Annotated in this window: 24 protein-coding genes, 1 tRNA gene and 1 pseudogene; 9 read left to right on the top strand and 17 right to left on the bottom strand. The window is 69.8% G+C overall.

Annotated features, from left to right (window positions below; genetic code table 11):
- Positions 1–30 precede the first annotated feature (30 nt).
- Positions 31–1017 carry an SDR family oxidoreductase gene (locus FJV46_RS12160; protein WP_087026245.1) on the top strand — a complete coding sequence of 329 codons (987 nt, stop codon included), beginning with the start codon at positions 31–33 and terminating at the stop codon, positions 1015–1017.
- 41 nt (positions 1018–1058) lie between these two features.
- Here the strand turns inward: FJV46_RS12160 and FJV46_RS12155 are convergent, their stop codons facing one another.
- Positions 1059–1961 (bottom strand): methylenetetrahydrofolate reductase, encoded by a 903-nt coding sequence (locus FJV46_RS12155; RefSeq protein WP_087026242.1) that lies wholly within the window; start codon positions 1959–1961, stop codon positions 1059–1061.
- A gap of 52 nt (positions 1962–2013) precedes the next feature.
- Entirely contained in the window at positions 2014–3165 is a 1152-nt protein-coding gene (locus FJV46_RS12150) for an App1 family protein phosphatidate phosphatase (RefSeq protein WP_087026240.1), read from the bottom strand.
- 182 nt (positions 3166–3347) lie between these two features.
- Here FJV46_RS12150 and FJV46_RS12145 point away from each other — a divergent pair, with 182 nt between their 5' ends.
- The 5 genes and pseudogenes from FJV46_RS12145 (at position 3348) to FJV46_RS12125 (ending at position 5850) form a co-directional block, all read left to right on the top strand.
- On the top strand, positions 3348–3674 hold the full coding sequence (locus FJV46_RS12145; RefSeq protein WP_126130573.1) for a hypothetical protein: 327 nt from the start codon (positions 3348–3350) through the stop codon (positions 3672–3674).
- Between the two features lie 283 nt (positions 3675–3957).
- Entirely contained in the window at positions 3958–4251 is a 294-nt protein-coding gene (locus tag FJV46_RS12140; RefSeq protein ID WP_126130572.1) for a DUF7793 family protein, read from the top strand.
- An 83-nt stretch (positions 4252–4334) separates the two neighbouring features.
- Positions 4335–5171: an HNH endonuclease gene (locus FJV46_RS12135; RefSeq protein WP_087026232.1), complete on the top strand. Its 837-nt coding sequence runs from the start codon at positions 4335–4337 to the stop codon at positions 5169–5171.
- 57 nt (positions 5172–5228) lie between these two features.
- Positions 5229–5495: pseudogene (locus tag FJV46_RS12130) on the top strand (NAD(P)-dependent oxidoreductase); the annotation flags it as partial.
- Positions 5496–5670: 175 nt separating this feature from the next.
- Positions 5671–5850 (top strand): helix-turn-helix domain-containing protein, encoded by a 180-nt coding sequence (locus tag FJV46_RS12125; protein ID WP_087026228.1) that lies wholly within the window; start codon positions 5671–5673, stop codon positions 5848–5850.
- Positions 5851–5934: 84 nt separating this feature from the next.
- On the opposite strand, the gene FJV46_RS12120 is transcribed toward FJV46_RS12125, so the two are convergent.
- The gene (locus FJV46_RS12120) at positions 5935–6393 is read right to left on the bottom strand and encodes a hypothetical protein (protein ID WP_087026225.1); all 459 of its coding nucleotides are present in this window, start codon (positions 6391–6393) and stop codon (positions 5935–5937) included.
- A gap of 40 nt (positions 6394–6433) precedes the next feature.
- On the opposite strand from FJV46_RS12120, the gene FJV46_RS15410 reads away from it, so the two are divergent.
- Together FJV46_RS15410 and FJV46_RS12115 are read left to right on the top strand one after the other, a co-directional pair.
- Positions 6434–6610 carry a hypothetical protein gene (locus tag FJV46_RS15410; protein WP_204840876.1) on the top strand — a complete coding sequence of 59 codons (177 nt, stop codon included), beginning with the start codon at positions 6434–6436 and terminating at the stop codon, positions 6608–6610.
- A gap of 307 nt (positions 6611–6917) precedes the next feature.
- Entirely contained in the window at positions 6918–7193 is a 276-nt protein-coding gene (locus FJV46_RS12115; protein ID WP_087026222.1) for a hypothetical protein, read from the top strand.
- 219 nt (positions 7194–7412) lie between these two features.
- Here FJV46_RS12115 and FJV46_RS12110 read toward each other — a convergent pair whose 3' ends face one another.
- Entirely contained in the window at positions 7413–8357 is a 945-nt protein-coding gene (locus tag FJV46_RS12110) for an oxygenase MpaB family protein (protein ID WP_232008631.1), read from the bottom strand.
- 513 nt (positions 8358–8870) lie between these two features.
- Here FJV46_RS12110 and FJV46_RS12105 point away from each other — a divergent pair.
- The gene (locus FJV46_RS12105; RefSeq protein WP_087026219.1) at positions 8871–9494 is read left to right on the top strand and encodes a Rho termination factor N-terminal domain-containing protein; all 624 of its coding nucleotides are present in this window, start codon (positions 8871–8873) and stop codon (positions 9492–9494) included.
- Positions 9495–9932: 438 nt separating this feature from the next.
- On the opposite strand, the gene FJV46_RS12100 is transcribed toward FJV46_RS12105, so the two are convergent.
- The 13 genes from FJV46_RS12100 to FJV46_RS12040 all read right to left on the bottom strand — a co-directional run bounded on the left by FJV46_RS12100 (position 9933) and on the right by FJV46_RS12040 (position 24009).
- Positions 9933–10005 (bottom strand) — tRNA-Ala (locus FJV46_RS12100).
- Positions 10006–10099: 94 nt separating this feature from the next.
- Positions 10100–10780, bottom strand: coding sequence for a histidine phosphatase family protein (locus FJV46_RS12095; protein ID WP_197715710.1), 681 nt, complete (start codon positions 10778–10780; stop codon positions 10100–10102).
- Complete coding sequence (gene rsfS, locus FJV46_RS12090; RefSeq protein WP_087026216.1) at positions 10777–11187, bottom strand: ribosome silencing factor; 411 nt, start codon at positions 11185–11187, stop codon at positions 10777–10779. Before rsfS ends, FJV46_RS12095 begins: the two co-directional genes overlap by 4 nt.
- Before the next feature lie 27 nt (positions 11188–11214).
- Complete coding sequence (locus FJV46_RS12085; RefSeq protein WP_126130570.1) at positions 11215–12318, bottom strand: hypothetical protein; 1104 nt, start codon at positions 12316–12318, stop codon at positions 11215–11217.
- 7 nt (positions 12319–12325) lie between these two features.
- Positions 12326–12988 (bottom strand): nicotinate-nucleotide adenylyltransferase, encoded by a 663-nt coding sequence (gene nadD / locus FJV46_RS12080; RefSeq protein WP_087026389.1) that lies wholly within the window; start codon positions 12986–12988, stop codon positions 12326–12328.
- A 92-nt stretch (positions 12989–13080) separates the two neighbouring features.
- A complete protein-coding gene (locus tag FJV46_RS12075; RefSeq protein ID WP_087026211.1) occupies positions 13081–13317 on the bottom strand; it encodes a hypothetical protein in 237 nt (78 codons plus the stop codon).
- Between the two features lie 120 nt (positions 13318–13437).
- Positions 13438–14817: a glutamate-5-semialdehyde dehydrogenase gene (locus FJV46_RS12070; protein ID WP_087026209.1), complete on the bottom strand. Its 1380-nt coding sequence runs from the start codon at positions 14815–14817 to the stop codon at positions 13438–13440.
- 47 nt (positions 14818–14864) lie between these two features.
- Entirely contained in the window at positions 14865–16028 is a 1164-nt protein-coding gene (gene proB / locus FJV46_RS12065; RefSeq protein WP_370684661.1) for a glutamate 5-kinase, read from the bottom strand.
- Between the two features lie 4 nt (positions 16029–16032).
- Positions 16033–17616: a GTPase ObgE gene (obgE, locus tag FJV46_RS12060; protein ID WP_087026206.1), complete on the bottom strand. Its 1584-nt coding sequence runs from the start codon at positions 17614–17616 to the stop codon at positions 16033–16035.
- 126 nt (positions 17617–17742) lie between these two features.
- Positions 17743–18003 (bottom strand): 50S ribosomal protein L27, encoded by a 261-nt coding sequence (rpmA, locus tag FJV46_RS12055; protein ID WP_028280075.1) that lies wholly within the window; start codon positions 18001–18003, stop codon positions 17743–17745.
- Positions 18004–18059: 56 nt separating this feature from the next.
- Positions 18060–18368: a 50S ribosomal protein L21 gene (gene rplU / locus FJV46_RS12050; protein ID WP_087026203.1), complete on the bottom strand. Its 309-nt coding sequence runs from the start codon at positions 18366–18368 to the stop codon at positions 18060–18062.
- Between the two features lie 216 nt (positions 18369–18584).
- Positions 18585–20168 carry a bifunctional hydroxymethylpyrimidine kinase/phosphomethylpyrimidine kinase gene (gene thiD / locus FJV46_RS12045; RefSeq protein WP_087026200.1) on the bottom strand — a complete coding sequence of 528 codons (1584 nt, stop codon included), beginning with the start codon at positions 20166–20168 and terminating at the stop codon, positions 18585–18587.
- A gap of 298 nt (positions 20169–20466) precedes the next feature.
- The gene (locus FJV46_RS12040) at positions 20467–24009 is read right to left on the bottom strand and encodes an Rne/Rng family ribonuclease (RefSeq protein ID WP_087026197.1); all 3543 of its coding nucleotides are present in this window, start codon (positions 24007–24009) and stop codon (positions 20467–20469) included.
- Positions 24010–24224 lie beyond the last annotated feature (215 nt).

Below are 24224 nucleotides of genomic sequence, written 5' to 3'. Positions count from 1 at the left end.
TTGCCCGGCGGCCGGGAGGAGAGGAACCGTATGCGGATCAGGAACAGCGTCATCGTCATCACGGGAGCGGCGAGCGGGGTGGGGCGTGCCACGGCCCTCCACTTCGCGCGGCACCGGGTCAGTCTCGTGCTCGCGAGCCGGCGCGTCGAAGCGCTCGAGGCACTCGTGGCGGAGTGCCAGGCCCTGGGGTCGCGGGCCATCGCCGTCCCCACGGACACGTCGGAGTACGACGACGTCCGGCAGCTCGCGAGCCGGGCCGTCCAGGAGTACGGGCGCATCGACATCTGGGTCAACAATGCCGCCGTCTCCTTCTTCTCGCCGTTCCTGGCGGTGCCGATGGCGGATTTCAGGCGCGTGATCGACGTCAACGTCATGGGGTACGTGCACGGTGCGCGCGTGGCGCTCGAACGGATGCAGGACCAGGGCGCGGGTGTCGTGGTCAATGTGGCATCGATCGTCGGAGCGGTGCCGCAGCCCTACACCTCGGCCTACTCCGTGTCGAAGGCCGCGGTGCGTGCCCTCGGCGTCAGCCTCGGGTCCGAACTCGGCCTCGACCGGCAGAAGCACATCCACGTGTGCACGGTCCTGCCACCCACCATCGACACGCCCTTCTTCCAGCACGCGGCCAACTACACGGGCCGCCGCGCGGTCGCCATGCCGCCCGTCTACTCCCCCGAGCGCGTCGCGAAGGCGATCCTCCGTCTGGCCGAGCGCCCGCGGCACGAGCTCGTGGTCGGGAGGCTCGGGCGCTCGATGGTCCGGCAGCACCGGCTCATGCCCGGCCGCATGGAGAAGGTCATGGCGCACCAGGTCGAGAACACGCATCTGTCGAAGAAGCAGGCGGCGGACCCCTCGTCGGGCAACCTCTACGCACCCTCCCTCGACCCCGCGACCGCGCAGGTCACCGGCGGGTGGAAGGGCAGGCGGCGCTCCGCCCGCCGCACCCTGGCCGGTGCCGCACTCCTCGGCGTCGGCGTCGTCGTCCTCGCCGACCGGCTTCGGACTGCACGCACCTGAGCTTTGCCCCGGGCGCCGGACACACCGAACGGTTCCCCGGCTCAGAGTGACGCGACGGTACCCGCTTCGGGTGGCCGCTCGAGGCCGAGCGCGTCGAGGACGTCCAGCGCGGCGGCATGCTCGTTGAAGGTGTAGAGGTGGAGCCCGGGCGCTCCGTGATCGAGAGCGGCGCGCGCCAGTTCGACCGTCGCCGCGACCCCGGTACGACGCCGTTCCGCGTCGGAGCGCGCCCCTTCCAGCCGTGCCAGGAGGGAGGCGTCGACCTCGATGCCGGCGAGGCTGCCCAGCTTCTCGACCCGGCGGGTACTGGTGAGCGGCATGACCCCGGGAATGATGGGGATGGTCACCCCCGCCCGTCGTGCCCGCGTCAGGAGCCGGGCGTAGTCGGCGGGCTGGAAGAACACCTGGGTGATGGCGAAGTCCGCGCCCGCCTGCTGCTTCGCGAGGAGCACGTCGATGTCGTGCTCCTCACTGGGCGAGTCGGGGTGGCGGGTGGCGTAGGCGGCGACCCCCACGGAGACCCGGCCCGCGGCCAGCTGGGCGGTCCGCGGGGCCTCGATGTGACGGATCAGCCGGACCAGGTCCTCGGCATGCTGAAGATCGCCCTCGGAGGGGTCCACGCCGTCCGGCGCATCACCGCGAAGGGCCAGGATGCCGCGGACGCCACCACCGATGAGGCGCTCGACGACGTCCGTGAGCTCGGCGCGGCTGCTGCCGACACAGGTCAGATGTGCCAGGGGCTTCAGCGCGGTCTCCGTGAGCAGCCGACGCAGCAGGGTGAGGGCTGTCTCCCTGTTGCTGCCCGCGGCACCGTAGGTCACGGACACGAAGTCCGGTCGGGTGTCCTCGAGGCGTCGGATGGTCGCCCACAGGGACTCCTCGGCGTCGTCGCCCCTCGGGGGATACAGCTCGTAGGACAGTGCCGGGTACGTACGTGCGGGCATGCGGGTCCTCTTCGTCCGTGCTACCTGCTGGATGACGCCGGAGGGATCCGGCTCAGTCGGTTTCCTCCGGGACGCCGGCCGAGCGGACCTCGCTGTGGATGATTCCCATCTCCTCCAGCCTGGCCGACATACCGGCGCCATCCGCAGCATAGACCCAGGGAATGCCGGGGGTGGGCTGCACGCCCGTCTTGGAGCGACCACCTGCGAGGACGGCCTCGCCCGCGGACAACTGCCGGATGGCGATGGCCCTGACATTCTCCGGATGACGCCGGGCGAAGGCGGCGTAGATGGCCTCGTCGTGCTGGCCGTCGTCTCCCACCAGCAGCCACTTGATACCGGGGAACTCCTCAGCGAGACGTTCCAGGGACGTCCTCTTGTGCTCCTGGCCGCTACGGAACCAGCGATCACGAGTAGGGCCCCAGTCGGTCAGGAGCTTGGGACCCGCCGGGTACAGGTTCCGGGAGAGGAATCGCGAGAGGGTCGGTGCCACGTTCCACGCCCCCGTGGACAGGTAGAGGACGGGAGCCGAGGGCAGCGTGCGTACGATCCGCTCGTAGAGCACGGCCATTCCCGGGGTGGGGGTCCGCGCGTGCTCGTCGAGGACGAAGGTGTTCCAGGCGGCCAGGAACGGGCGGGGCAGGGCCGTCACCATGACGGTGTCGTCGATGTCGGAGACCACCCCGAACGTGGTGCCGTCCGCGACGACCCGCACCGGCGCCTCGACCACGGTGGATCTGCCGGATTGCAGCTCGATCGTATGCCACCCGGGGGCCAGGGAGACGGGAATGCGGGCATCGACGACGCCGCCGCGATCAGCGGTGACGTCGTGGACGGTGTCACCGACGGTCACGTGCATGACGGCGTGGGCGACGGGAGCGCTCGTGAAGTTGCGCCACCCGCGCATACCTTCCTGCAAGGGCTTCAGGGGACCGTCGTCCGTGCCTCCGGTGTCCCTCGGGTCGCTCAGGACGACGCGCGCCAGCACGCGGATCCAGGCTGTCGTCCCGTAGCCGGTATAAGGGATGACGGTGTCCACCCTGCCGCGCTTGAGTGCCACGCGGGTCTGCAGACGGAGCCAGGCGTCGTCGAGCCTCAACGCCATATGACGCTCCTCGATGACGGACTCCGTCGAGGTGCCCTTCTGAGATGCACTGCTGTCGTCTGCGGCGGAGGAATCGTGGGCCTGGTCGGCTGGGGGGCACATGCCCTTCAGTCTGGCACGGTAAGCGCCGCCGGACGACTGCTGCCGCGAGGTCACGAGCTCCTAACGACTTGCCCGGAGCACCCCGTCGGGCTTGTCGGCGCGGTCGGCGCCTGCCACTCTGGAACCTCGGTTCAGCAACTCGCCATGGGGGTCGGATGACGCAGGAGTGGGAAGAGGTGGGCGTGTTACTCAAGGAAGAGTCCGCCCTGCAGGGATGGGCCAGTGCAGCACTCGACGACCGTGAGGTCGCGGCGGCGGATCTCGCTCAAGCCATCCGGTTCGGCAAAGCCCAGGAGGCCCTCGAGGCCGTCGCTGCCGGTGGTGCCGGGCTGACCGCGGACCACGCCAGGGCATTGCATTTCGCGAACGAGATGGCCGAAGTGCGCCATCACGCTCCCCTGATCGCCGTCGAGAACGGCCTGCCTGTCCTCGCTCCCGGAGTACGCCCGCTGATCGAGAGTTTCCAGGAGCTGGGGCTCTGGACCGAAGGCCCTGCCTGGGACATCTGACGCCCACGCCCCCGGGCCTATGACCGCACGGTCGATCCGGCTTACCGTTCACCCATCCGCGCCCTGAGTAGCGCCGAACAACTGACGGTGGCGCCTCTTCGCGCGACCCGCCGCCCCCGGGCGGTTCGGCAGATTGCTCCGACCGGCCGGTGACGCGCGGTCGCGGGCGTGGATGAGGCGGTCCCTGATGAACTCGCACGCGACGCTCCGGTGTTCGGCACCCTCGTCGCCGGGTTACGACGCCGGTCGTTTCACTCTCTCGGTCCTTCCGTCCGTCCTTCGATTGACGTGGCGCCACCAGATCGTGATCGATCACGTCGATGTCGCCCGGGTCGGTAGGGCCATCACCGCATCAGCCCACCGGAGGCTGCCGTTGCTCGTGCAGGTTTCAGCCCTTCGTGAGGTCACCTGCGAGGCCAGGCAGGCCGTCCTCGGCTACAGTCATCCGGCAAGGATCGCACTCCTCGGCTCGGACGACGTCGATCTCGTGCTGACCGCATTCATGGTCCGGGCGCCGAGCGAGACGCGGTTCTTCACGGACCAGGACGACGCCGTGCGGTGGCTGCTGCAGCCCTGATCATCCGTAGCTCCTCGAGTTGGTGTCTCCCTTGAACTCGTGCGTCTCTTGCATCCGCACCCTTCCATGACAGACTCGGCCGCATGGAGGCGTTGATCCTGGCTTGGACGACCGCCGGACCGCAGTGGTCCGGCTCCTACGCCTCCGCCACCGCGACGGTGAGGACGAGCGGCGTCGTGCGGCACCCATGGACCGTCGCGATCGACGAACGCGTGGAGATCGGGACCGATGCCTGGCTGCTCGTGGTGGATGGTGGTCCCCTGATGCGCGGTGTAGTGGGGCACGGGGAGATCACCGCGGTGTCGTCAGGCCAGGGACGGCACCAGGACCTGGCGATCGAGTTCGATGCCCTCCTGCCGCACGGTGACCAGCTACCGCTCGCGCGCCTCGAGGCCTTCCTGCCCGGTATCCGGCAGCAGACCGAGGCCCGACCACTCGACGGGCCGGCGGCCGCAACGCTGCGATCACTGTGGTCGGAAACCGTTGCTCCGCTCCGCGGGTCGCGACATCCGGTCCCCGGTAGCCTGCCCGCGCGGATGGTGACCCGCGTGCCCGCGAACTCCGCGGAACACGACCCGGATCTGCGCAGCCTCGCGCTGGCCCACCGCGGCTCCCTGTGCCACGCCTGCGACGTGGATCTCGAGCAGGCGTACGGGGACGCCGGTCGCGACCTCATGGAGGTCCACCACATCACCCCGCTCGAATACCTCGACTCCTACTACGAGGTGGACCCGCTCACCGACCTCGTCCCGCTGTGCCCCACCTGCCATGCGGTCGCGCACAGCGGTCGGCCCGTTCCCCTCCGCGTCGAGGACATCCGGCGGATGCTCGGCAGCGGCGGATTCCTGCGGGGGACCATCATGACGGAGGAGCAGCTGGCCGCGGAGGCCGCCGCCGCGCAGCTACGGGACCCCACGTGAGCGGGCACCGCATCGGATCCGGCCCGGAGGCATCGAGGAGCTGGCGTCGATGCGCCCATCCTGGTGAACGCCTCGCGCGGCCCGCTCGTCGACACGGACGCCCTCGTCAGGACCCTGCAAGCGGAGCGCATCGGCGGCGCCGCACTCGATGTGTACGACGTCGAGCCCCTGCCGGCCGATCACATCCTGCGATCGCTCCCCCGCCCGGTTCTCACCCCACACATCGGCTACATCACCGATCACACGTACCGCGTGTTCTATCCGCAGGTGGTCTACGCGATCCTCGCCTGGCTGGCGGGATCGCCGATCCGCCAGCTCGGCTGAAAGGTGGACCCGCGCACAGCCGGGTACTTGCGCCCCCTCGCTGTTCCTACCCCTCCGCCGGTGCTCGACTACTTGTGTCGCCCGCGGTCACAACAGGTAGTCACTACTCTGTCGGGTACTCACCAGAGGTACCAAAGTTAAGCATGGGGATTCTGGGATGAAAGGCAGCAGTGATATGACCAGTGGAATCGGCCCGGTCGTGACCGTGGCAGAAGTAGCAGAACAGATGAGGGTCTCGAAGATGACGGTCTACCGATTAGTGAATTCGGGGGAACTCCCCAGCATCCGGTTCGGTCGATCGTTCCGCGTGCCCCAATCGGCCCTGAACGAGTATCTCGCCGCGCAGCACTCGTAGCAGGCAGGAGCTCCCGGCAACCGGGGCGACACCGACAGCGCACGGGCGCCGCCCCGGTCGGGCGACGTCCGGCCGTGAACTCGACTAGGCCGGGACGACCTCGATGATGGCAAACTGCTTCGTCGCTTCGTAGTCCGCGCCCGAGCCCGCTCCCCCGCGAACCATCGTGAAGACCCCGTAGGTCTGGGGCGGGAGGTCCGGTCCGATCGTGATGGTGAAGCTGTAGCCACCTGTGGCATCGGCGATGACGGATTGTTCCTCGAGCACCATGCTGTCGGTCTGGTAGACACCCATGTTCAGGAATACCTCCTGGCCGGCCTGATAGCCGCTCCCGGTGGCGGTGAAGGAGGATCCCTGCCGGACGGTGATCCGGGGCGCCTCTTCCCACGTCGGATCAGGCGTGACGACGATCGGAGGCTCGACCGGCGCCTCGGTCGTGGGGTCGGCGAGCGGTTCGGTGACCGGGGGTTCGGTGACCGGCGTCCCACTGTCCGCGGGCGTCGTCGCGACGGTGGCAGTGTGTTCCGGCGTCGGCGCCTGCATCGGGTCGCTTGACGGGGAGTCTGATACTCCCGGGGCCGGCGTGGCTGATTCCGCCGGAGCCGGCGTGGCTGATTCCGCCGGAGCCGGCGTGGCCGAGGGCGCGGCTGTGGCACTCGACGATCTCGTCGCGGGGACAGGAGCGGCCTCTGGCGCCGTTCCCGAGGTGGTGACGCAGCCTGCGAGAAGCGGCGCCGTGGCGGCGAGGGCGAGAACGTAGGGCAGCTTGGTCACGGACTTCGTCTCCTATGGCAGCGGGTGAAGGGTGGCGAGGAACCGCCCGGCAAGGACCCTGCAGTGCTGCATCGCCCGCCTTCGACCGTACCGGCGACGGGCGCACAGCGACACCCCGGAACGGGTGCGGGTCCGAACCGTTATACCTCCCGCCGGACAGCACGTCCCATCGGAGCCATCCGGGGATGCGACGCCTCCGAACGTCACCAGCCCGGGTCGATCGCCGCCCAACCGTGACCTGTCGGTGCGTGTCGTCAGCCTCCTTCTCATCCGGGGGTCGGAACACTTGGAGCATGGCACTCATGGGGATCGAAACGGTACGTCCGGCACAGTGGATCAGGGACAATCGGTCGGCGCTGCCGTCGATCATCGCGCTGGCTCTGGTGGCCGCGTTCTGGGTTGTCGGAGCCATTGGCGGAATCGGTTTCCTGGCGGAGGCGAGTTCGCCGATGACGATGCTCGTGGGCCTGTACGCCGGCCTTTCCGCCGTCGCGGTGTCGATCATCGTCGCCATCCTGGCACTCAACGACCTGGCCGGCCGGTACACGCGGCCGCGAACCCGCCGCTGACCCCGTAGTCCCCCGCCGGCTCGACCGGCACTCCCCGGGTACATGAGGATCGATTCCCGCCTGCTCTCGCAGGCACCCGAGGAGTAGTCGTCTTCAGAAACCAGCAGGTCGTCGAACCTCATGGAACCTACTCAACCACTCACACACTGGCGATGCTCTGCCTATCCACAGGCGCTACGGCACCGGGCCGTTCAACGGGATGCCCTAGCTGTCCCTCGCTCAGTCGAGCCAGTTCGGGCGGTCGGCGAGGCCGAGCCGGTAGCGCGCCGCGTCCACGGAGGGGCTGTGCGGGCCGAGGGCAAGCTGGAAGGTCCGCAGCTGCAGGCGGGTGCGCTGCAGGCGGAGGCGATTCGCGAGCGAGCGGTCTCCGCGGCCGGGTACCCCGGCGAGGGGTGCCACGGACGGGGAGATGACCAGCGCGCCGGCGCTGGCGATGCCGCTGTAGAAAATCCGCTCCGCCCGGTTCAGCCCGTCCGGGGCGGACAGGAACGTCAGCAGCTCGGCGGGCACGGGTTCCAGGTCAGGCTCGAGCGCGCGCAGTGCCTCCGCGAGTTCCCGGCGGCTCACCGGGAGGTCCTCGGCCCCGAGGGTCCGGGCGCTGCGGGACCAGTCGGCGACGTAGGTGTCGGCCCAGGTGCGGCCGAACCGCGGGGCCAGGTCGTGGCCGACGGCTTCGTGGGCCCCGAGGAAGGCATCGGTGAAGGCCAGGTGCACCCAGCGCAGGAGGGCGGGGTCGGAGGCGGAGTAGGCGCGACCGTCGTCGGTGGTACCGCTGACCCGCCCGTGCATGCGGCGGACACGTGCCGAGTCCCGCTCGGCGAGTTCCGCGGAGCCGAAGGTGGTGATGGTGAGCCAGCGCGCGGTCCCGGCGAGGCGTGCCCAGGGGTCACTGCGGTAGGAGGAGTGCCGTGCGACCCCGGCCATCGCGAGGGGGTGCGCGCCCTGGCCGAGGAGGGCCGCGACGCCGCCGACCAAAGTGGAAAGGCCACCGTGGACCTGCCAGACGACGCCGTCGGGCTCGAACAAGCCTGGGCCCTCCCCGACCAGGGCGATGTCGCGCACCCAGTCCGGCGCCCCAGTGGGGTCACCGGAGACCCGGGCGCGGAACGCGCTGCGGACACGGTGAGCCACTTCGGTCGGGCGCGGGATCGAGCTCAGAGGCATGATGCTCCAACGACGGTAGGTCGGGTATGACGGACACCTGGGACAGGAGTCCACTACGAAGCGTAGAACACGGCCCTGACACGCCGAAGGCTGCAGGGTCTCTCTGATGAGGTGTTCGTCGGCCTAGCGTTGCGGCCGCAGGGCGGCACGACGATGCACCCCCCAATGTCCGCGACAGCGCGCACGCGAACCTCACAACGAGGCCGGTTTTCGCGCTCACCAGTTTCAAAAGGCCGCTCACTGTCCGCAGCGAGCCAGGCGTGACTGCTCAACAACTTCAACGACGGCATCGCTTGGGGCCTCTTCCCCGTTTTGTCCTGCTTCACGGCGAGACGGAGGATTCGGCCGTCGAACACCGCAAGCAGCCGTCCCCGAGCTCGACACCTGGCCTTGGCCACCGGATTCCTTGACACACCACCTGGCCCCCGCGAAAGTAATAAGTACGCTTAGTTCCTGCCTGCGGCCTGTACTCCCCGGCCGCCGGCGGGAGCATCGACCGGAAGGAAGATCAGCATGGCGGACGAACCAGGCAACCAGACCCCGAACACCCCCGACGTCAGCGAGACCGAGCTGCGCGCAATGAAGGTCGACGAGCTCCGCAAGGAGGCCAAGGACGAGGGCCTTTCGGGCACCTCTGGGATGAGGAAGGGCGAACTCGTCGACGCCGTCGCCCAGGCGAAACAGGACCACGCCGATGGCTCGCACGCCGAGAGCCACGCTGGCGCCTCCGACGACGCCTCGGACGACGTAGGGGCCGGCCCCGACGGCGGACGGATTCGAACCGGCGACCAGACCTCGAAGTCGCTCAAGTACGCCCAGGAGATCACCTCCCCCGAAGAGGATCCCGAACGCGAGGGACGCAGCCTGGCGACAACCCATCACGAGGTCATCAAGCAGTGGGCTGAAGCACGGAACGCCCGGCCGGCCACTGTGGAAGGCACTGAACACGGGGACCACCTCGGCGTTCTGCGCTTCGACTTCAACGAGGACACGGACAAACTTCGCCATGTGAGTTGGGACGAATGGTTCCGGACCTTCGACCAGCGGCAGTTGAACTTCGTCTACCAGGAGCAGCGCAAAGACGGTAACCAGTCCAACTTCTTCATCCTGGAGAGCCCCAACCGCGAGGACGCCTGAGCGCTGGAACAGTCCGGATGAGAGGGCAGCCGCGCCCATCCTTGGCGAGGCGCCCGCCCCCAGCCCAGCCGGACGTTCCTGGCAGGTCTGGGCCATGACGACAGTGTGAACCGAGTAAGCCGCGGCGGCTGCAACCCCGTCCATGAGCTCGGCACGGCTGGCCTCGAACCAGGCCGGCGCGCCGTCGACGTCCTCGTACTCTCCGGTGGTCTTGGCCTCCATAGACCTCAGGAACCCGCGCGCCGGTTCGACGCCACCGTCGGCGTGCCCTGCGATCCTGGCAGCACATATTTTGGCTAGTGTCGCTGCACCCGCGGGTGGGCAAGAGGAGCTTTGGTCTCACATCCAAAACGATGGCAAACCCATGGCATAGTCCGCCGGAAGGCAACAAAAAACCGCCGGACCGGAGCTTTCACTCTGGATTCCAGCGGTTCGTCGTGGAGCTAAGGGGATTCGAACCCCTGACCCCCTGCATGCCATGCAGGTGCGCTACCAGCTGCGCCATAGCCCCGAACTGCTGCTCTGGATCGGTGGATACCGGCCGAAGCAACTTGTTCAGTCTAGTAAATTCTGACTCCCGCGCCAAATCGACGACACCGGGAACGTCAGCCCTCGATCGGCTCGATCGGCAGCGACCCGAGTCCGACATTGTGCTCCGTGAGTTGCCACGAGAAGAGTGCGCCCGTTCGGCCCACCACCTCATGGACCTCCGACCAGTGGCAGTTCGACAGACCGGCCACAGCACCCCACCGCTCGGGCGGCAATCCCATCAGGGCGGCCAGAGCGGCCCTGATGGCTCCGCCATGGCTGACGACGACGAGCGTCTGGGCCGGCGCCACTCGCCCGATGGCGTCCTGCACCGCCTCGAGCATGCGTGCTCCCACCTCCAGGCGGTTTTCCGCACCGCCTGCGCGGACCTCGGGGTCACCACCGCGCCAAGCGGCATTGTCCTGTGTGAACTGCTCGTCGATCTGGGCGAAGGACAAGCCCTGCCACAGGCCGGCATCCGTCTCGCGGAGTCGCTTGTCGTAGGACACCGGCAGATTTGTGGCAGTGGCCAGGGCAGCTGCAGTGTCGGCCGCACGACGCAGGTCCGACGAGATGATCAGCGCCGGCTCCCGGGTGGCAAGGACCTCCGCAGCGCGCACGGCCTGATCCCTGCCCGTCGCATCGAGGTCGATGTCCTCCTGGCCCTGGAAACGCCCGGCGTGATTCCATTCGGTGCGCCCGTGACGCCAGAAGATGATGCGGCGAGCGGCGGGATCAGCGTGCGCGTACCGCGTCACTCGGCGACGTCGTCGGACGCCGCTGTCTGGGGCGAGCTCTGCAGCGTGCCCTCGAGCTGGAGGTCCACGGACGGGCAGTCCTTCCACAGCCGATCGAGCGCGTAGAACACGCGGTCCTCCTCGTGCTGCACGTGGACGACCACCTCTGCGTAGTCGAGCAGGACCCAGCGGCCCTCGCTCCGGCCTTCCCGCCTGACCGGCTTGAGGCCCTGCTTGGAGAGTTCCTCCTCGATGCCGTCCACGATCGCGTTGACCTGACGTTCGCTCGGCGCTGACGCGATCACGAAGACGTCCGTGATGGCGAGCCGGTCACTGACGTCGATGGCGACAATGTCCTGGGCGATCTTGTCCACTGCGGCGTGTGCCGCAGTGCGGGCAATGCCAATGGACTGTTCGGTAGCGCTCACTGATCTCCTTGTGTGGGGTCGGCAGTTTCACCCATTGAGGGAGCCGACTGTCATCATTATCCCGGTTGCGAGCGCCGCGGCGCCCACCGCGATCATCGAGTACTGGATGTACCGAATGCGTCGACGTCGTCCGAGTCCGGCGGTCATGGCGTCCAGCGGGTCCAGACCGAAGGCATGCTGCGCCCTGACCGGTCCCGCCGCACGCTCCTGCCCTCCTGCAGCAGCACCGCTGTTGGCGGTCCTGTCGGCGGACCGGTGTGAAGGCACCACGATGGGGATGTGCGAGGTGGCAGGAGCGCGCAGCACGCTCCCGGAACCCCCCGGAACGCTGACGAACTCCGGCGGGGTGAGGATCGACAGATTGCAGGGCGTGGTCGGATCCCGCCACGAGTCACCACCCGGGTTCGGGTCGGAGCGCTCCTGCACGAGTCGTGCGCGCGCGTTGAGGAGGGATGCGCGCTGCGCCAGCGCCTGCTGCTGAGCCAGCAGGTCGGGATCGACGGCGAACGGATCCGCCTCGCGGTGCGCGGCCAGGGTGTCGGCGAGGTCGCTGGCATCCTTGGCGAGGGCGTTCCTTGCGGCGAGGGCGGCCTCGATGGTCAGATCTCCGGGCGTACCGGTGCGGCCGGGAGCCGGCCTTGGGGGTGCACCCGCGGACGGCACACGAGGATGCGATGTGGTCTCCGAGCGGCGCCTGTCCCGCCGTCCACCGGGGGCCGGCTCGCTTGCTGCAGATGCGTCCGCCGCCTCGGGCGCTGCCGTGCCTGTCGTCGACGACGTCGGGAGCACGGCACGCCCGTCCACCTGCTGCAGGCGCAGCTGCCTGCGCGTGAAAACCTCGACGCGGGCTCCGTCGTCATTGACTGCATCGGCCTCCGCCGGGGCGGTGCCCGACCGAAGGACGTCCCTGTCGCGGGCCCGCGCGTCATGCTCGTGCCGTGCCTCCGGAACGGCGTCCACCGGTGCCGCCGCGGCGCGTCTGCTGTGCCGCGGACCCTCGGCCGCCGTCGTCGCCGCTCCGTTCTCCACGGGCAGCACCGTACCGCCGTCCATCGGATCGGACTGCCCTGACTGCGCACGCTCCGCCCCATGGGACCCGGGGGGCCGCACGCCGTCTGTCACCTTGCTCATCACCCATTCACCCAGTTGGTTGTTCTACGGCGCTCGGGTTACCCCCGTGCTTTCCTTTCGTGGGAAAGACGTCGTCATCCTCGATCCCCGAGGACAGGCCGTCCTCGAGCCGCCCGGCCAGTCGATACAGCCGGTGCTTGGCGATGTACTGCACCACACCGTCTGGTACGAGGTACCAGACCGGTTTGTCCTCACCCACGCGGCGCCGGCAGTCGGTACTGGAGATTGCCATGGCCGGGACCTCGAGCAACTCGACATCGCGCCCGCGCCCGTTGAGCTCGTGGCCGGGCCGCGTCACCCCGATGAAGCGTGCCAGGGACCAGAGCTCTTCGGCGTTCTTCCAGGTGAGGATCTGTGACATCGCGTCGGCTCCCGTGATGAAGAACAGCTGGGCGTCCGGACGCTCGACGGCGAGATCCCGCAGGGTGTCGATGGTGAACGTGGGTCCGGGCCGGTCGATGTCCACGCGGCTGACCGTGAACGTCGGGTTCGACGCCGTCGCGATGACGGTCATCAGGTACCGGTGCTCTGCCTCCGTGACGTGCTTGTCGGCCTTCTGCCACGGCTGGCCGGTGGGCACGAACACCACCTCGTCGAGGTCGAAGACCGACGCCACCTCGCTCGCCGCGACGAGGTGCCCGTGGTGGATCGGGTCGAACGTGCCGCCCATGACCCCCAGCCGCCACGGCGAACCGTCGCTGCGACGCTGCCGGTTGCCCCCCATGACGTCCCGCTCGATGTTCTCCTCTGCCACCGGGACTGCTAGTGCCGGTTCGCTTCGCCGTGATCGTGGTTGTTGGCGTGCTGCTTGTGGGGGTCGATGTGCTCCTCGACGGCATCGTGGCGATTCCGGACGTTCGAGAAGGAGATCGTGACCAGCATGAGAAGCAGCAGGATGCCCATGACGATGAGACCGTACGCGATCGGCGGCATCGGCAGCTCCGTGTGGTGTTCCAGGGCTTCGGTCGCCAGCAGCGCGCTGCCGAGGGAGTAGAGCATCGTTAGTCCTCTGTCGATTCCGGTGGTGCCGGGAGCGGGGTCCCGGCCGATACAACACATCCCATGGTACGCGGTGCGGACGGAGGGTCACCCCCGCCCTCCCGGGACGTCGGTCTGCACTCAGCGGCGGATCTGACCCTCGCCCTGCACGATCCACTGGGTGGTGGTGAGCTCGGCCAGGCCCATGGGACCACGGGCGTGCATCTTCTGCGTGGAGATCCCGACCTCGGCCCCGAGCCCCAGCTCCCCGCCGTCCACGAAACGCGTGGAGGCGTTCACGAGGACGGCGGCGGAATCGACGCCGGCGATGAATTCCTCCGAGGAGGAGAGGTCGTTGGTGATGATCGCCTCGCTGTGCCCCGTGCTCCACCGCCGGATGTGCTCCAGGGCCTCGTCGACCGAGTCCACGGTGCGCACCGCGAGATCCAGTTGCATGTATTCGCGGCCCCAGTCGTCGTCCGTCGCGGCAGGAGCTTCGGTGCCGGCAGGAAGTAGGTCCCGGGCCCGATCGTCCACGTGCAGGGTGACACCGCCACGGATGAGGGCGGCGAGCACGCCCGGGGCCGCCGCGGACCGGCTGTGCACGAGGAGGGTCTCGACGGTGTTGCACACGCTGGGTCGCTGCGTCTTGGCGTTCAGCAGGATGTCCACGGCCATCTCCTCGTCCGCGGAAGCGTCCAGGAGGATGTGCACGTTGCCCTCCCCGGTCTCGATGACGGGGACGCGTGCCGTGGTGACCACCGACTGGATCAGTTCCCTGCCACCGCGCGGGATCAGGACGTCGACGCGTCCCCGCGCAGCCATCAGGACCTGCGCTCCGGCCCTGCCGTACTCGTCGATCGTGAGGACGGCGTCGCGGGGAAGACCGTGCTCCCCCAGGGTGTCGCGGATGATGCCGACAAGCGCCGCATTGGTCGCCTGCGCGGCGCTCCCCCCGCGCAGGATGACGGAATTGCCGCTCTTCAGGGCCAACCCGGCGATGTCCACCGTCACGTTGGGGCGGGCCTCGTAGATCGCGGCGACGACCCCGAGCGGCACACGGACCTGCCGCATGCGCAGCCCGTTGGGCAGCGTCTCCGCCCGGACGGCGGTACCGATCGGATCCGGCAGGGCGGCGAGCTGGGCAAGGGCGTCGGCGAGCCCGTCGATCCGCCCGGCGTCGAGTGTGAGCCGGTCCAGGAGGTAGTCGGAGGTGCCGGCGGCACGGCCGCGCTCGACGTCGGTCCGGTTGGCGGCCAGCACCGCGTCGCGGCGCGCGACGAGGGCCTCGCCGATGGCGAGGAGAACGCGGTCCTTGCGGCCGCGGTTGGCACCGGCGAGGACACGCGAGGCGGCACGCGCACGATCGGCGATCGCGTGCACGGCGGAGGCGAGCTCGTCCTGGGTCAGCGCAGGAGCATCCTCATCGCCCGACGGCGCGGTCGGCTCCGTCGTCGATGCCGTCGCCGGTGCGGTGGTGGCGTCGTCGGTCGGGGCGGTCGCGTCCTGCAGTTCGGTCATGCCGACAGTCTAGCGAGGGCCTACCCGCCGGGTACGGCGGTGTCGCCTCATGACGCAGGGCTCCCCGGGCGCAGGACCACGAGATCATTGACGTGCACCACGGAGCGCTCGTACTCGCTGCCGAGCTCATCGGCGAGGTCGTGGGTGGAGCGGCCCAGCATGCGCGGAAGCTCCATCGAGCTGTAGTTCACCAGGCCGCGCGCGACGACCGAGCCGTCGCCGGCCACGAGCTGTACGGGATCGCCCGCCTCGAAGGCCCCCGAGACGCCGGTCACACCGGCCGGCAGGAGAGAGCGCCTCCGCTCACCCACGGCGCGAACGGCACCGTCGTCGAGGACGAGCGTCCCCAGCACCCGCGCGAGGTGCGCGAGCCAGAGGAGCCGGATGGGCTGGCGCTTGCCGGTGGCCGTGAACCAGGTCCCGACGTCCTCCCCGCGCAGCGCGGCACCGGCGTTGGCGGTGGAGGTGACGAGCGCCGGGATGCCGGAGGACGCCGCGATCGTGGCGGCCTCGACCTTCGTGACCATACCGCCGGTCCCGACGCCGGCCTTGCCGGTCCTGCCGATCGTGACGCCCTCGAGGTCGAGCGGCGAGGCGACGAGCGGGATGCGTCGGGCTCCGGCGCTCGGCGGGCCGTCGTAGAGGGCGTCGACATCGGACAGGAGCACGAGGGCGTCCGCCTTGACGAGGTGCGCCACGAGCGCGGCCAGGCGATCGTTGTCGCCGAACCGGATCTCGTGGCTGGCCACCGTGTCGTTCTCGTTGACGATCGGGACGACACCGAAATTCAGGAGGCGCTCCATGGCCCGGTGTGCGTTCGCGTAGTGCGAGCGGCGGACAAGATCGTCCGCCGTGAGCAGGATCTGGCTCACGATGACGCCGTGGGCCGCGAAGGCCTGCGAGTACTGGGCCATGAGCAGTCCCTGCCCCACGCTCGCGGCGGCCTGCTGCGTGGACAGCTGCGCCGGCCTCCGGGGCAGCCCCAGCGGCGCAAGGCCCGCAGCAATCGCACCGGAGGACACGAGGATCACCTCCGTCCCGGCGGCACGCCGCGCGGCGAGCACGTCGGCGAGGCCGACGAGGGCCTCGCCGGAGATGCCGCCGGTCACGGACGTCAGGGACGACGATCCCACCTTGACGACGATCCGCCCGGCCGTAGCGAGTCCCGCCCGGTCGGCGACGGGCCGCTGCCCGGACTGGTCCAGCGCCACGGTCCTAGCTCTGGGACTCGGCGTCTGCCTCCTGCGGGGCAGGAGCAGGCTGCTTGCGGTTCTGGACCGATTCGGTCCAGATGCCGGCCTTGCGGTCGGCCTCGAGCTCGGCGCGCGCAGCCGCCTTGGCGTCCTTGCGCTCCTGGTACTCCTCGCGCTTCTGCTCGCGTGTGGGGCGGATGTACTCCGCGAGGCGCAGGTCGCTGCCGCGCGGCCCCGCCAGGAGCTCGGCGCCGCCCATCATGGTCGGCTCCCAGTCGAAGACGACGCCGTCGCCCTCGCCGATCACCACCGTGTCGCCGGGCTTCGCACCGGACTTGAACAGCTGCTCCTCCACGCCGAGCTTGGCGAGGCGGTCCGCGAGGAAGCCGACTGCCTCGTCGTTGGTGAAGTCGGTCTGCTTGACCCAGCGCTCCGGCTTCTCGCCCAGCACGCGGAACAGCGGCAGGGCGTCCTTCTCCTCGTTGCGGATGCGGAAGGACGCGGCATTGACGCCGCGGGGACGCAGGACGGGCGGCGCGACCTTGGGCGGGGCCGACGCGACGGCCTGGCGTGCATTCGCGACGATCTCCGCCATGGCGAAGCCGAGCTGACGCAGGCCCTGATGGCTCGATGCCGACACCTCGAACACGCGGTAGCCGCGCGCCTCGAGCTCGGGCCGCACGAACCCGGCCATGTCCTTGCCGTCAGGCACGTCCACCTTGTTGAGCGCTATCAGGCGCGGCCGCTCGTTCAGGGGAACGACGTCGCCCTCCGGTCCCGCGTAGCTCATGTCCACGGCGTACTTCTCCAGCTCGCGCTCGATGATGGCGAGATCGTTCAGCGGGTCGCGGTCCGTCTCCAGCGCCGCGCAGTCGAGGACGTGCACGAGGGCCGCACAGCGCTCGACGTGGCGCAGGAAGTGGTGCCCGAGGCCCTTGCCCTCGCTTGCACCCTCGATGAGCCCGGGGACGTCAGCGATGGTGAACCGTGTCGAGCCCGCCTCGACGACGCCGAGGTTGGGCACCAGAGTGGTGAAGGGGTAGTCGGCGATCTTCGGGCGGGCGGCCGACATCGCGGCGATCAGGCTCGATTTGCCCGCCGACGGGAAGCCAACGAGAGCGATGTCCGCGATGGACTTGAGCTCGAGCACGACATCGCGCTCGTCCCCGGGGATGCCGAGGAGGGCGAACCCGGGAGCCTTGCGCTTTTGGGAGGAGAGTGCCGCGTTGCCGAGCCCGCCCTGGCCGCCGGCGGCGGCGATGAACTCGGTGCCTTCGCCCACGAGATCGGCGAGGACCTCGCCGTCCTTCGTCTTGACGACGGTGCCGTCCGGCACGGAGAGGATCAGCGTCTCACCGCTCTTGCCGCCGCGCCAGTCGCCCATGCCGTTGCCGCCGTTGGTCGCATGGCGGTGCGGCGCGTGGTGGTAGTCGAGGAGCGTGGTGGTCTGGTGGTCCACGCGAAGGATCACGTCGCCGCCGTCGCCCCCGTTGCCGCCATCGGGGCCACCGAGGGGCTTGAACTTCTCGCGGTGGACGGATACGCAGCCGTGGCCGCCGGTGCCACCGGATACGTGCAGGACGACGCGGTCAACGAAGCTCGCCACGTGGGTCTCCTTCTACAAATACTTCACTGTGCCGAGTCTAACCGGCTTAAAAGAAGGTGGGGCGAGCCGTAGCGGCTCACCCCACCCGAGTGCTGGTGCATGGGACATGCACGCGAGCTGCGCAGATTACTCTGCTGCGGCTCCTACGATGTTGACGACCTTGCGTCCGCGGCGCGTGCCGAACTCGACGGCACCGGCCTCGAGCGCGAACAGGGTGTCGTCGCCGCCGCGGCCGACATTGGCGCCCGGGTGGAAGTGGGTGCCGCGCTGGCGGACGATGATCTCGCCGGCCTTGACGACCTGGCCGCCGAAGCGCTTGACGCCGAGGTACTGGGCGTTCGAGTCGCGGCCGTTACGAGTTGAGCTTGCGCCCTTCTTATGTGCCATGGGGTATGCCTGCCTTCGCTGAAGTGTCTACGTGAGGAGATCGCTAGCCCGAAGGACTAGGCGATGCCCGTGATCTTGACGCGGGTCAGTTCCGAACGGTGACCCTGGCGCTTCTTGTAGCCGGTCTTGTTCTTGAACTTCTGGATGACGATCTTCGGTCCACGAAGATTCTCGATGATCTCGGCGGTGACGGAGACCTTCGCGAGGTCCTCCGCTGCGGAGGTGATCTTGGCGCCGTCCACCAGAAGGAGGGCGGGAAGCTTGAACGTGCTTCCGGCCTGACCGGTGACGCGGTCAAGGGTAACGAGGTCTCCTACAGAAACCTTTTCTTGGCGGCCGCCTGCGCGGACAATCGCGTACACCACTTGGGAACTCACTTCTCTCGACAATCTGACTTCTGATGAAAAAACTCGGGTGCGTCTCGGCGGACTGTGAACAGTCTCTCGTGCCTCATCCGCTCTGTGCGTCCTCGACGCTGCTGCCCTGGGGCTGCCGTCGCCTGGCGGAACCCCTCCGGGTCTACCCCGTACGATTGTCCGCCGGACATGCCGTTCTACAGGCGGATGCACCGAGGGTCCAGATTACGGCAGAACGGCGTCTTCCCGCAAATCAGCACCCTGTGGCGGCGCGGCGTGGCCGCGCCGTGCGCGGGGCGCGTCGAAGAAGTCGCATTCGTAGGCGGCCGACCAGCGGAACGCCGCCAGCATCGCATCCCGCTCGGCCGACGATCCCTCCCGGTGCGCGCGGTCGGCGATGCGCCGTGCCTCCGCGGTGGCCGCCGCGAACGCCGGGTCGGCATACGTCGCGATCCATGCGCCGTAGGGGTGCGCCGCCTGCTCGGCCGAGCCCTCCTGCAGCACGTGCTCGCGTACGTAGTCCCCCACGGTCGCGTAGAGCCAGAAGCACGGCAGGACTGCCGCCACGAGTACCGCATAGGAGCCCCTGGCCGACGTCGCTGCGAGGTGGTCGCAGTAGGCGCGGGTCACGGGCCCCGGACCGCCCTCGCCCGACCGCGCGCCGGTCTCCACGTCCAGCCACGAGCGGTGCAGCTCCGCTTCCGTCTCCAGGCAGGAGGTGGCACACCGGAGCCAGAACAGTTGTTCGGACTCCGTGGGCGCCAGGGCGGCTGCGCGCGCCAGGATTCCCGAGTACTCCCGCAGATAGAGGGCGTCCTGCTGCAGGTAGAAGACGAAGTCCGCGGCAGGCAGCACGCCGTCGGTCAGTGCCGTGACGAACGGGAGATCCAGGATCTCGCGCCGGATGTCCGCGGTGTCATGCCAGGCGAGATCGGTGAAGAGCCGATGGTGGCGGGCCTCGGGCAGACCGTGGAAATGGTGGACTGGACCGCTCCCCTGCCCCACCCGGAGGAGGTCCGAGGAGGCGAGCGCCCCCTCCAGCCATGCCTTCGCCTCCCGGACGGCGGCTCCCCAGTCACCTGTCACGGCGCGGCGCGTCGCGATGGCGGACGAGAGCGAGCAGCCCGTGCCGTGCGTGTTCATCGTCGCCACGCGGCGGCCGTCGAACACGAGCGCGTCCGGGAAGTCTCCTCGCCCGTCGGCCGGCAGAATCAGCGCATCCGGGCATCGCGGTACGGGCAGGTGCCCGCCCTTGACGAGCACGGCCGTTCCCAGCCGCCCGGCGAGCTCCCGGCCCTGGTGCAGCGCCTCCTGCCAGGACGCGGCGGGCTCGGCGCCGACGAGGACGGCGAGCTCCGGGATGTTCGGGGTGACGAGCGAGGCTCTCGCCGCCAGGTCGAGCACCGCGCGCACGGCGTCGTCGTCGAGCAACCGCGCACCGCTCGTGGCGACCATGACGGGGTCGAGGACGACCACCGCCGGACGGACCTGCTCCAGCCACGACCCGATGCACCGGGCCACGTCGGCGCTGCCGAGCATGCCGATCTTCACGGCATCGAGGACGATGTCCTGCGCCACCGCGTCGAGCTGCTGGCGCAGGAAGTCGATGGGCGGGGTGTGGACGCCCGTGACACCGCGCGTGTTCTGGGCGGTCAGGGCGGTCACGACCGCGAGGGCGTATCCCCCGTTCGCGCTGATGCTCTTGATATCCGCCTGGATACCGGCCCCGCCGCTCGGGTCGGAACCCGCGATGCTGAGGATGTTCGGGACGGCGGAGCCCCTGCTCGCTGCTGCTCGGACGGCTTCCATGGATGACATCCCTCCGCTAGGCCCGGGCGCAGAGCGCCCGCTAGATCAGGTTCGACGGGTGTGATCTCAGCCCTGCATCCGGCAGGGCACCCCGTGTCCCGCCCCAGCCTAGCGCAGGGGAGCTGCCTGTGGATCTACCCGGGACCTACCCCGTGGACCTGCCGCCGTCACGCGGACGACGGCGCGACCGGCCGGGCAGGAAAAGGGAACGGAAAGGTGGGAACGGAAAGGGGGCCGGGATCCCTGCGGACCCCGACCCCCTGATGCCCTTCCGTGCGGGACGGACCGGCAGGCGCTGCTACAGCTCCGAGGCCGGAACCCCGACGCCGAAGATCAGCGGCTCTGCGGCCGACGCCGCAGGAGTGCGCGCCGGGGGCTGGGAACGCGCCACGTGCCGCGTCCCGGACGGTTCGACGGCCGGATCCACGGCCTGCGTCTCGATGCTGGTGTCCGCAGCGCCCTGGGCGCTCCGGGCCACGCGGCGGGGACGGGAGCGGCGGGCCGGGGCCTGCGCGGTCGCTGCAGCGGTCTCCGGGACGGGAGCCGCCTCCGAACCGGATGCGGGCGCCCCCGCGGACTCGCCCTGCTCGGCGTCGCCCGGCCCGGCGTCGGGCTTCCGGTTGAAGGCCTCACTGAGGCTGTCGAGTGTCAGCCGGGTCGCCGGCGCTTCGGGCGCCACCACGGCGCGCTGCCGACGCGCCTCGGACCGCGGCAGCGTCACCGTCTCACCGTTGATGGTGAGCACGGCCTCCGTCACCTCGACCTCGGGCTCGGGCTCGGGGGCCGGGTACTGGGCTGCTTCCTCGTGCGCATGGTGCGTGGCCGCGGCGATGCTCGCGAGGGCCGCCCGGGCAGCCTCTGCCTTCGCCGCTCGTTCCGGACTGTCGGCGACAGGGGCGGGAGGGGCTGTCACGACATCGTCCTGCTGCTGGCCTCCCCGCCCACCGCGATTGCGCTTGCGCTCGCTCCGGGACATCCGGTCCTGACGCGACTGCTGCTGGTCCGGGACGGGGGCGGCGCGGCGGTGCTCCACGGGCTCCATGTGCGTCACGACACCGCGTCCTGCACAGTGCTCGCAGTCCTCGCCGAACACCTCGAGCAGGCCCGTGCCCATGCGCTTGCGCGTCATCTGGACGAGTCCGAGCGAGGTCACCTCGGCGACCTGGTGCTTCGTGCGGTCGCGGCCGAGGCACTCCACGAGGCGACGCAGCACGAGATCGCGGTTGGCCTCGAGCACCATGTCGATGAAGTCGATCACGATGATTCCGCCGATGTCGCGAAGGCGGAGCTGGCGCACGACCTCCTCCGCGGCCTCGAGGTTGTTCTTCGTAACGGTCTCCTCAAGGTTGCCGCCGCTGCCGGTGAACTTGCCGGTGTTGACGTCGACCACGGTCATGGCCTCCGTGCGGTCGATCACCAGCGAGCCGCCCGACGGCAGGAAGACCTTCCGCTCGAGAGCCTTGGAGATCTGCTCGTCGATGCGTGACGCGGTGAAGATGTCCTCCTCACCCGCCCACTTCTCGAGCCGGCCCACCAGGTCGGGTGCCACGTACATGACGTAGGCCTCGATGGTGTCCCAGGCCTCCTCGCCGGAGACGACGAGCTTGGAGAAGTCCTCGTTGAAGACGTCGCGGACCACCTTGATGGTGAGGTCCGGCTCGCCGTACAGGAGTTCCGGTGCAAGGGTCTTGGTCGAGCCGGACTTGCGCTCGATCTCCTCCCACTGCGCGCGCAGGCGGTTGATGTCGTGCGTCAGCTCTTCCTCGCTGGCGCCCTCGGCGGCCGTGCGGACGATCACGCCGGCGTTCTCCGGCAGGCGGTCTTTGAGGATGCGCTTGAGCCGGTTGCGTTCGACGTCGGGCAGCTTGCGGGAGATGCCGGTCATGGAGCCGCCCGGCACGTACACGAGGTAACGGCCCGGCAGCGAGATCTGGCTGGTGAGGCGCGCGCCCTTGTGTCCCACGGGGTCCTTGGTGACCTGGACCAGGACCGGATCGCCGGACTTGAGGGCGAGCTCGATGCGGCGCGGCTGACCGTCGAGGCCCGCCGCGTCCCAGTTGACCTCACCGGCGTAGAGCACGGCATTGCGCCCACGGCCGATGTCGACGAAGGCGGCCTCCATGCTGGGCAGCACGTTCTGCACCTTGCCGACGTACACGTTGCCGATGAGCGAATCCTGCTGGGTGCGGGAGACGAAGTGCTCGGCGAGGATCCCGTCCTCGAGGACGCCGATCTGGATGCGGTCGTCGCTCTGGCGCACGATCATCTGGCGGTCGACGGACTCGCGACGCGCGAGGAACTCCGCCTCGGTGATGACCTGGCGGCGCCTGCCCGTGTCGCGGGACTCCCGACGGCGCTGCTTCTTCGCCTCGAGGCGCGTGGACCCGCGGACGCTGGTGACGCGGTCTGACACCGGTTCGGCGGACTGGCGGGGAGCACGGACGCGCGTGACGGTGTTGGGCGGATCGTCGTCCTCGCCTCCCGTCAGTTCCAGGTCCTGGTCACCGCGACGGCGACGGCGACGGCGGCGGGAGGTGACATTGGTCGTGTCCTCGGGGCCGGAGGAATCACTGTCCTCCGTCGCCTCCGGCTCCTGGCGGCCGGTACCGTCCGATGCTTCCTGGTCGGCAGCGCCACCCTTGCGGCTGCGTCCGCGCCGGCTGCGGCGGGACCGGCGGCCCGACTCCTCCGCCTCGTCCTCGTCGCCGTCCTCGACGGGCGGCGCGATCTTCACAGCCGGAACGGTCGCGGTGGTCAGGTCGGGCGCGTGGAACAGGAGCGAGAGCGGTGATTCGGGCACGGCGAACGGGTCGAACCGGTCGCTCGCCTGCTCCTCGGCCGTCGACGCGTCCTCCGTCGACGCCGTGGCCGGCTCGGCAGCAGCAGCCGCCGCCGGTTCGGTGGACCCGGCGCCTGCGTCCCCTACGGGGGTCCCGTTCGCTCCGGTCGGGGTGTCCGTGGCCGGGGTGTCCGCGGTCTGGGCACCCACGGTCGGGGTGTCCGCGGCCGCCGGCTCCGAGGCACGCCGGCTCCGACTCCGGGGCGTACGGCGTGCGCGTGCGGGCTTCTCCTCGGAGGGGGCTTCTGCCGTGCCGTCCTCGCCGGCCGCCGGGGCGGATCCGGCCGGGGTGTCTGCGGCGTCGGGGGCGTCATCGGAGGTCTGCGGGCTTCCGATGGAACCGGTGGCACCCTTGAATGCGTCGGAGTCAGTGGACCGATCGGGCTCGATCGGCGTCGTTCCGGCCGGGCTCGTTGCGTCGGCACGCGCCGGGCCGGCTTCCGATGATGCGGCGCGCCGGCGCGAACGCGGCGCCTTGGCCGGCGCGTCCGGCACGACCACGGTCTCGACCGAGCCCCGGGTCGATGCGGCAGGGGTGGTGCCCGCTGCGTCGGCGTCGTCGGGCCGGGGTGCGTCCGGGCTGTTCGGCGCAGCGGCTGCGGGTCCGGCCTCGGCCGTGGCCGCACGGCGACGGGAGCGCGGCGCCCGGGCCGGCGGAGCCGCAAGGGTCTCCGGCACGGGGGGCGCAGCCGGTGCGACGTCGGCTGCGGGAGATGACGCCGACCCGGCCGTGTCATCGGAGGCGGCAGCATCGCCGGCCGCCGCTCCCCCGGTCGCGACGGGCTTCCGGGCCCTGCTCGCCCGCTTGCGGACCGGGGCGGCCGCCTCGTCGGACGCCGGCTCCGGGGCGGGAGGTGCACCGGCCGGCGCACTCGCGGTGCGGCGCTTCCGTGGGGCTTTCGCCGGCGCCGCCTGCGGTTCCTGCCCTGCAGGCGCCTCCGGCGTCGCTGCGGCCTCTGCCGTTGCTGCCTGTTCGTTTGCCTGCTGTTCCGACTGATCCATGGGTACTTGCTCCAAGCCCCTGCGGCACCGGCCACATTCCAGCGCCCTCAGGGCGGTATGTCGGTCGGCCGCGGGCCTTCGCCCGGCGGCTGACCGGAAGTCGTTGTCGTGTCCTCCGAGGTCACACCGTCAAGTGGGTGCGGAATCACACGGAGACCAGTGGCGCTTTTCCACCTCTGCCGCCCTTGCGGACGGTGGTTCCCGCCAGCGGATTC

Source organism: Arthrobacter agilis, from assembly GCF_006494655.1.
GTDB lineage: Bacteria > Actinomycetota > Actinomycetes > Actinomycetales > Micrococcaceae > Arthrobacter_D > Arthrobacter_D agilis.
Note: the sequence above shows the minus strand (reverse complement) of the source record. Positions and strands in the feature narration are given on the sequence as shown.

Excerpts from the sequence above, each read along its gene's own strand:
- FJV46_RS12160 (WP_087026245.1), top strand. The coding sequence starts at position 31 with ATGCGGATCAGGAACAGCGTCATCGTCATCACGGGAGCGGCGAGCGGG.
- FJV46_RS12155 (WP_087026242.1), bottom strand. The coding sequence starts at position 1,961 with ATGCCCGCACGTACGTACCCGGCACTGTCCTACGAGCTGTATCCCCCG.
- FJV46_RS12150 (WP_087026240.1), bottom strand. The coding sequence starts at position 3,165 with ATGTGCCCCCCAGCCGACCAGGCCCACGATTCCTCCGCCGCAGACGAC.
- FJV46_RS12135 (WP_087026232.1), top strand. The coding sequence starts at position 4,335 with ATGGAGGCGTTGATCCTGGCTTGGACGACCGCCGGACCGCAGTGGTCC.
- FJV46_RS12125 (WP_087026228.1), top strand. The coding sequence starts at position 5,671 with ATGACCAGTGGAATCGGCCCGGTCGTGACCGTGGCAGAAGTAGCAGAA.
- FJV46_RS12120 (WP_087026225.1), bottom strand. The coding sequence starts at position 6,393 with ATGCAGGCGCCGACGCCGGAACACACTGCCACCGTCGCGACGACGCCC.
- FJV46_RS12115 (WP_087026222.1), top strand. The coding sequence starts at position 6,918 with ATGGCACTCATGGGGATCGAAACGGTACGTCCGGCACAGTGGATCAGG.
- FJV46_RS12110 (WP_232008631.1), bottom strand. The coding sequence starts at position 8,357 with ATGCCTCTGAGCTCGATCCCGCGCCCGACCGAAGTGGCTCACCGTGTC.
- FJV46_RS12105 (WP_087026219.1), top strand. The coding sequence starts at position 8,871 with ATGGCGGACGAACCAGGCAACCAGACCCCGAACACCCCCGACGTCAGC.
- FJV46_RS12085 (WP_126130570.1), bottom strand. The coding sequence starts at position 12,318 with ATGAGCAAGGTGACAGACGGCGTGCGGCCCCCCGGGTCCCATGGGGCG.
- nadD (WP_087026389.1), bottom strand. The coding sequence starts at position 12,988 with ATGGGCGGCACGTTCGACCCGATCCACCACGGGCACCTCGTCGCGGCG.
- FJV46_RS12075 (WP_087026211.1), bottom strand. The coding sequence starts at position 13,317 with ATGCTCTACTCCCTCGGCAGCGCGCTGCTGGCGACCGAAGCCCTGGAA.
- FJV46_RS12070 (WP_087026209.1), bottom strand. The coding sequence starts at position 14,817 with ATGACCGAACTGCAGGACGCGACCGCCCCGACCGACGACGCCACCACC.
- rpmA (WP_028280075.1), bottom strand. The coding sequence starts at position 18,003 with ATGGCACATAAGAAGGGCGCAAGCTCAACTCGTAACGGCCGCGACTCG.
- thiD (WP_087026200.1), bottom strand. The coding sequence starts at position 20,168 with ATGGAAGCCGTCCGAGCAGCAGCGAGCAGGGGCTCCGCCGTCCCGAAC.
- FJV46_RS12040 (WP_087026197.1), bottom strand. The coding sequence starts at position 24,009 with ATGGATCAGTCGGAACAGCAGGCAAACGAACAGGCAGCAACGGCAGAG.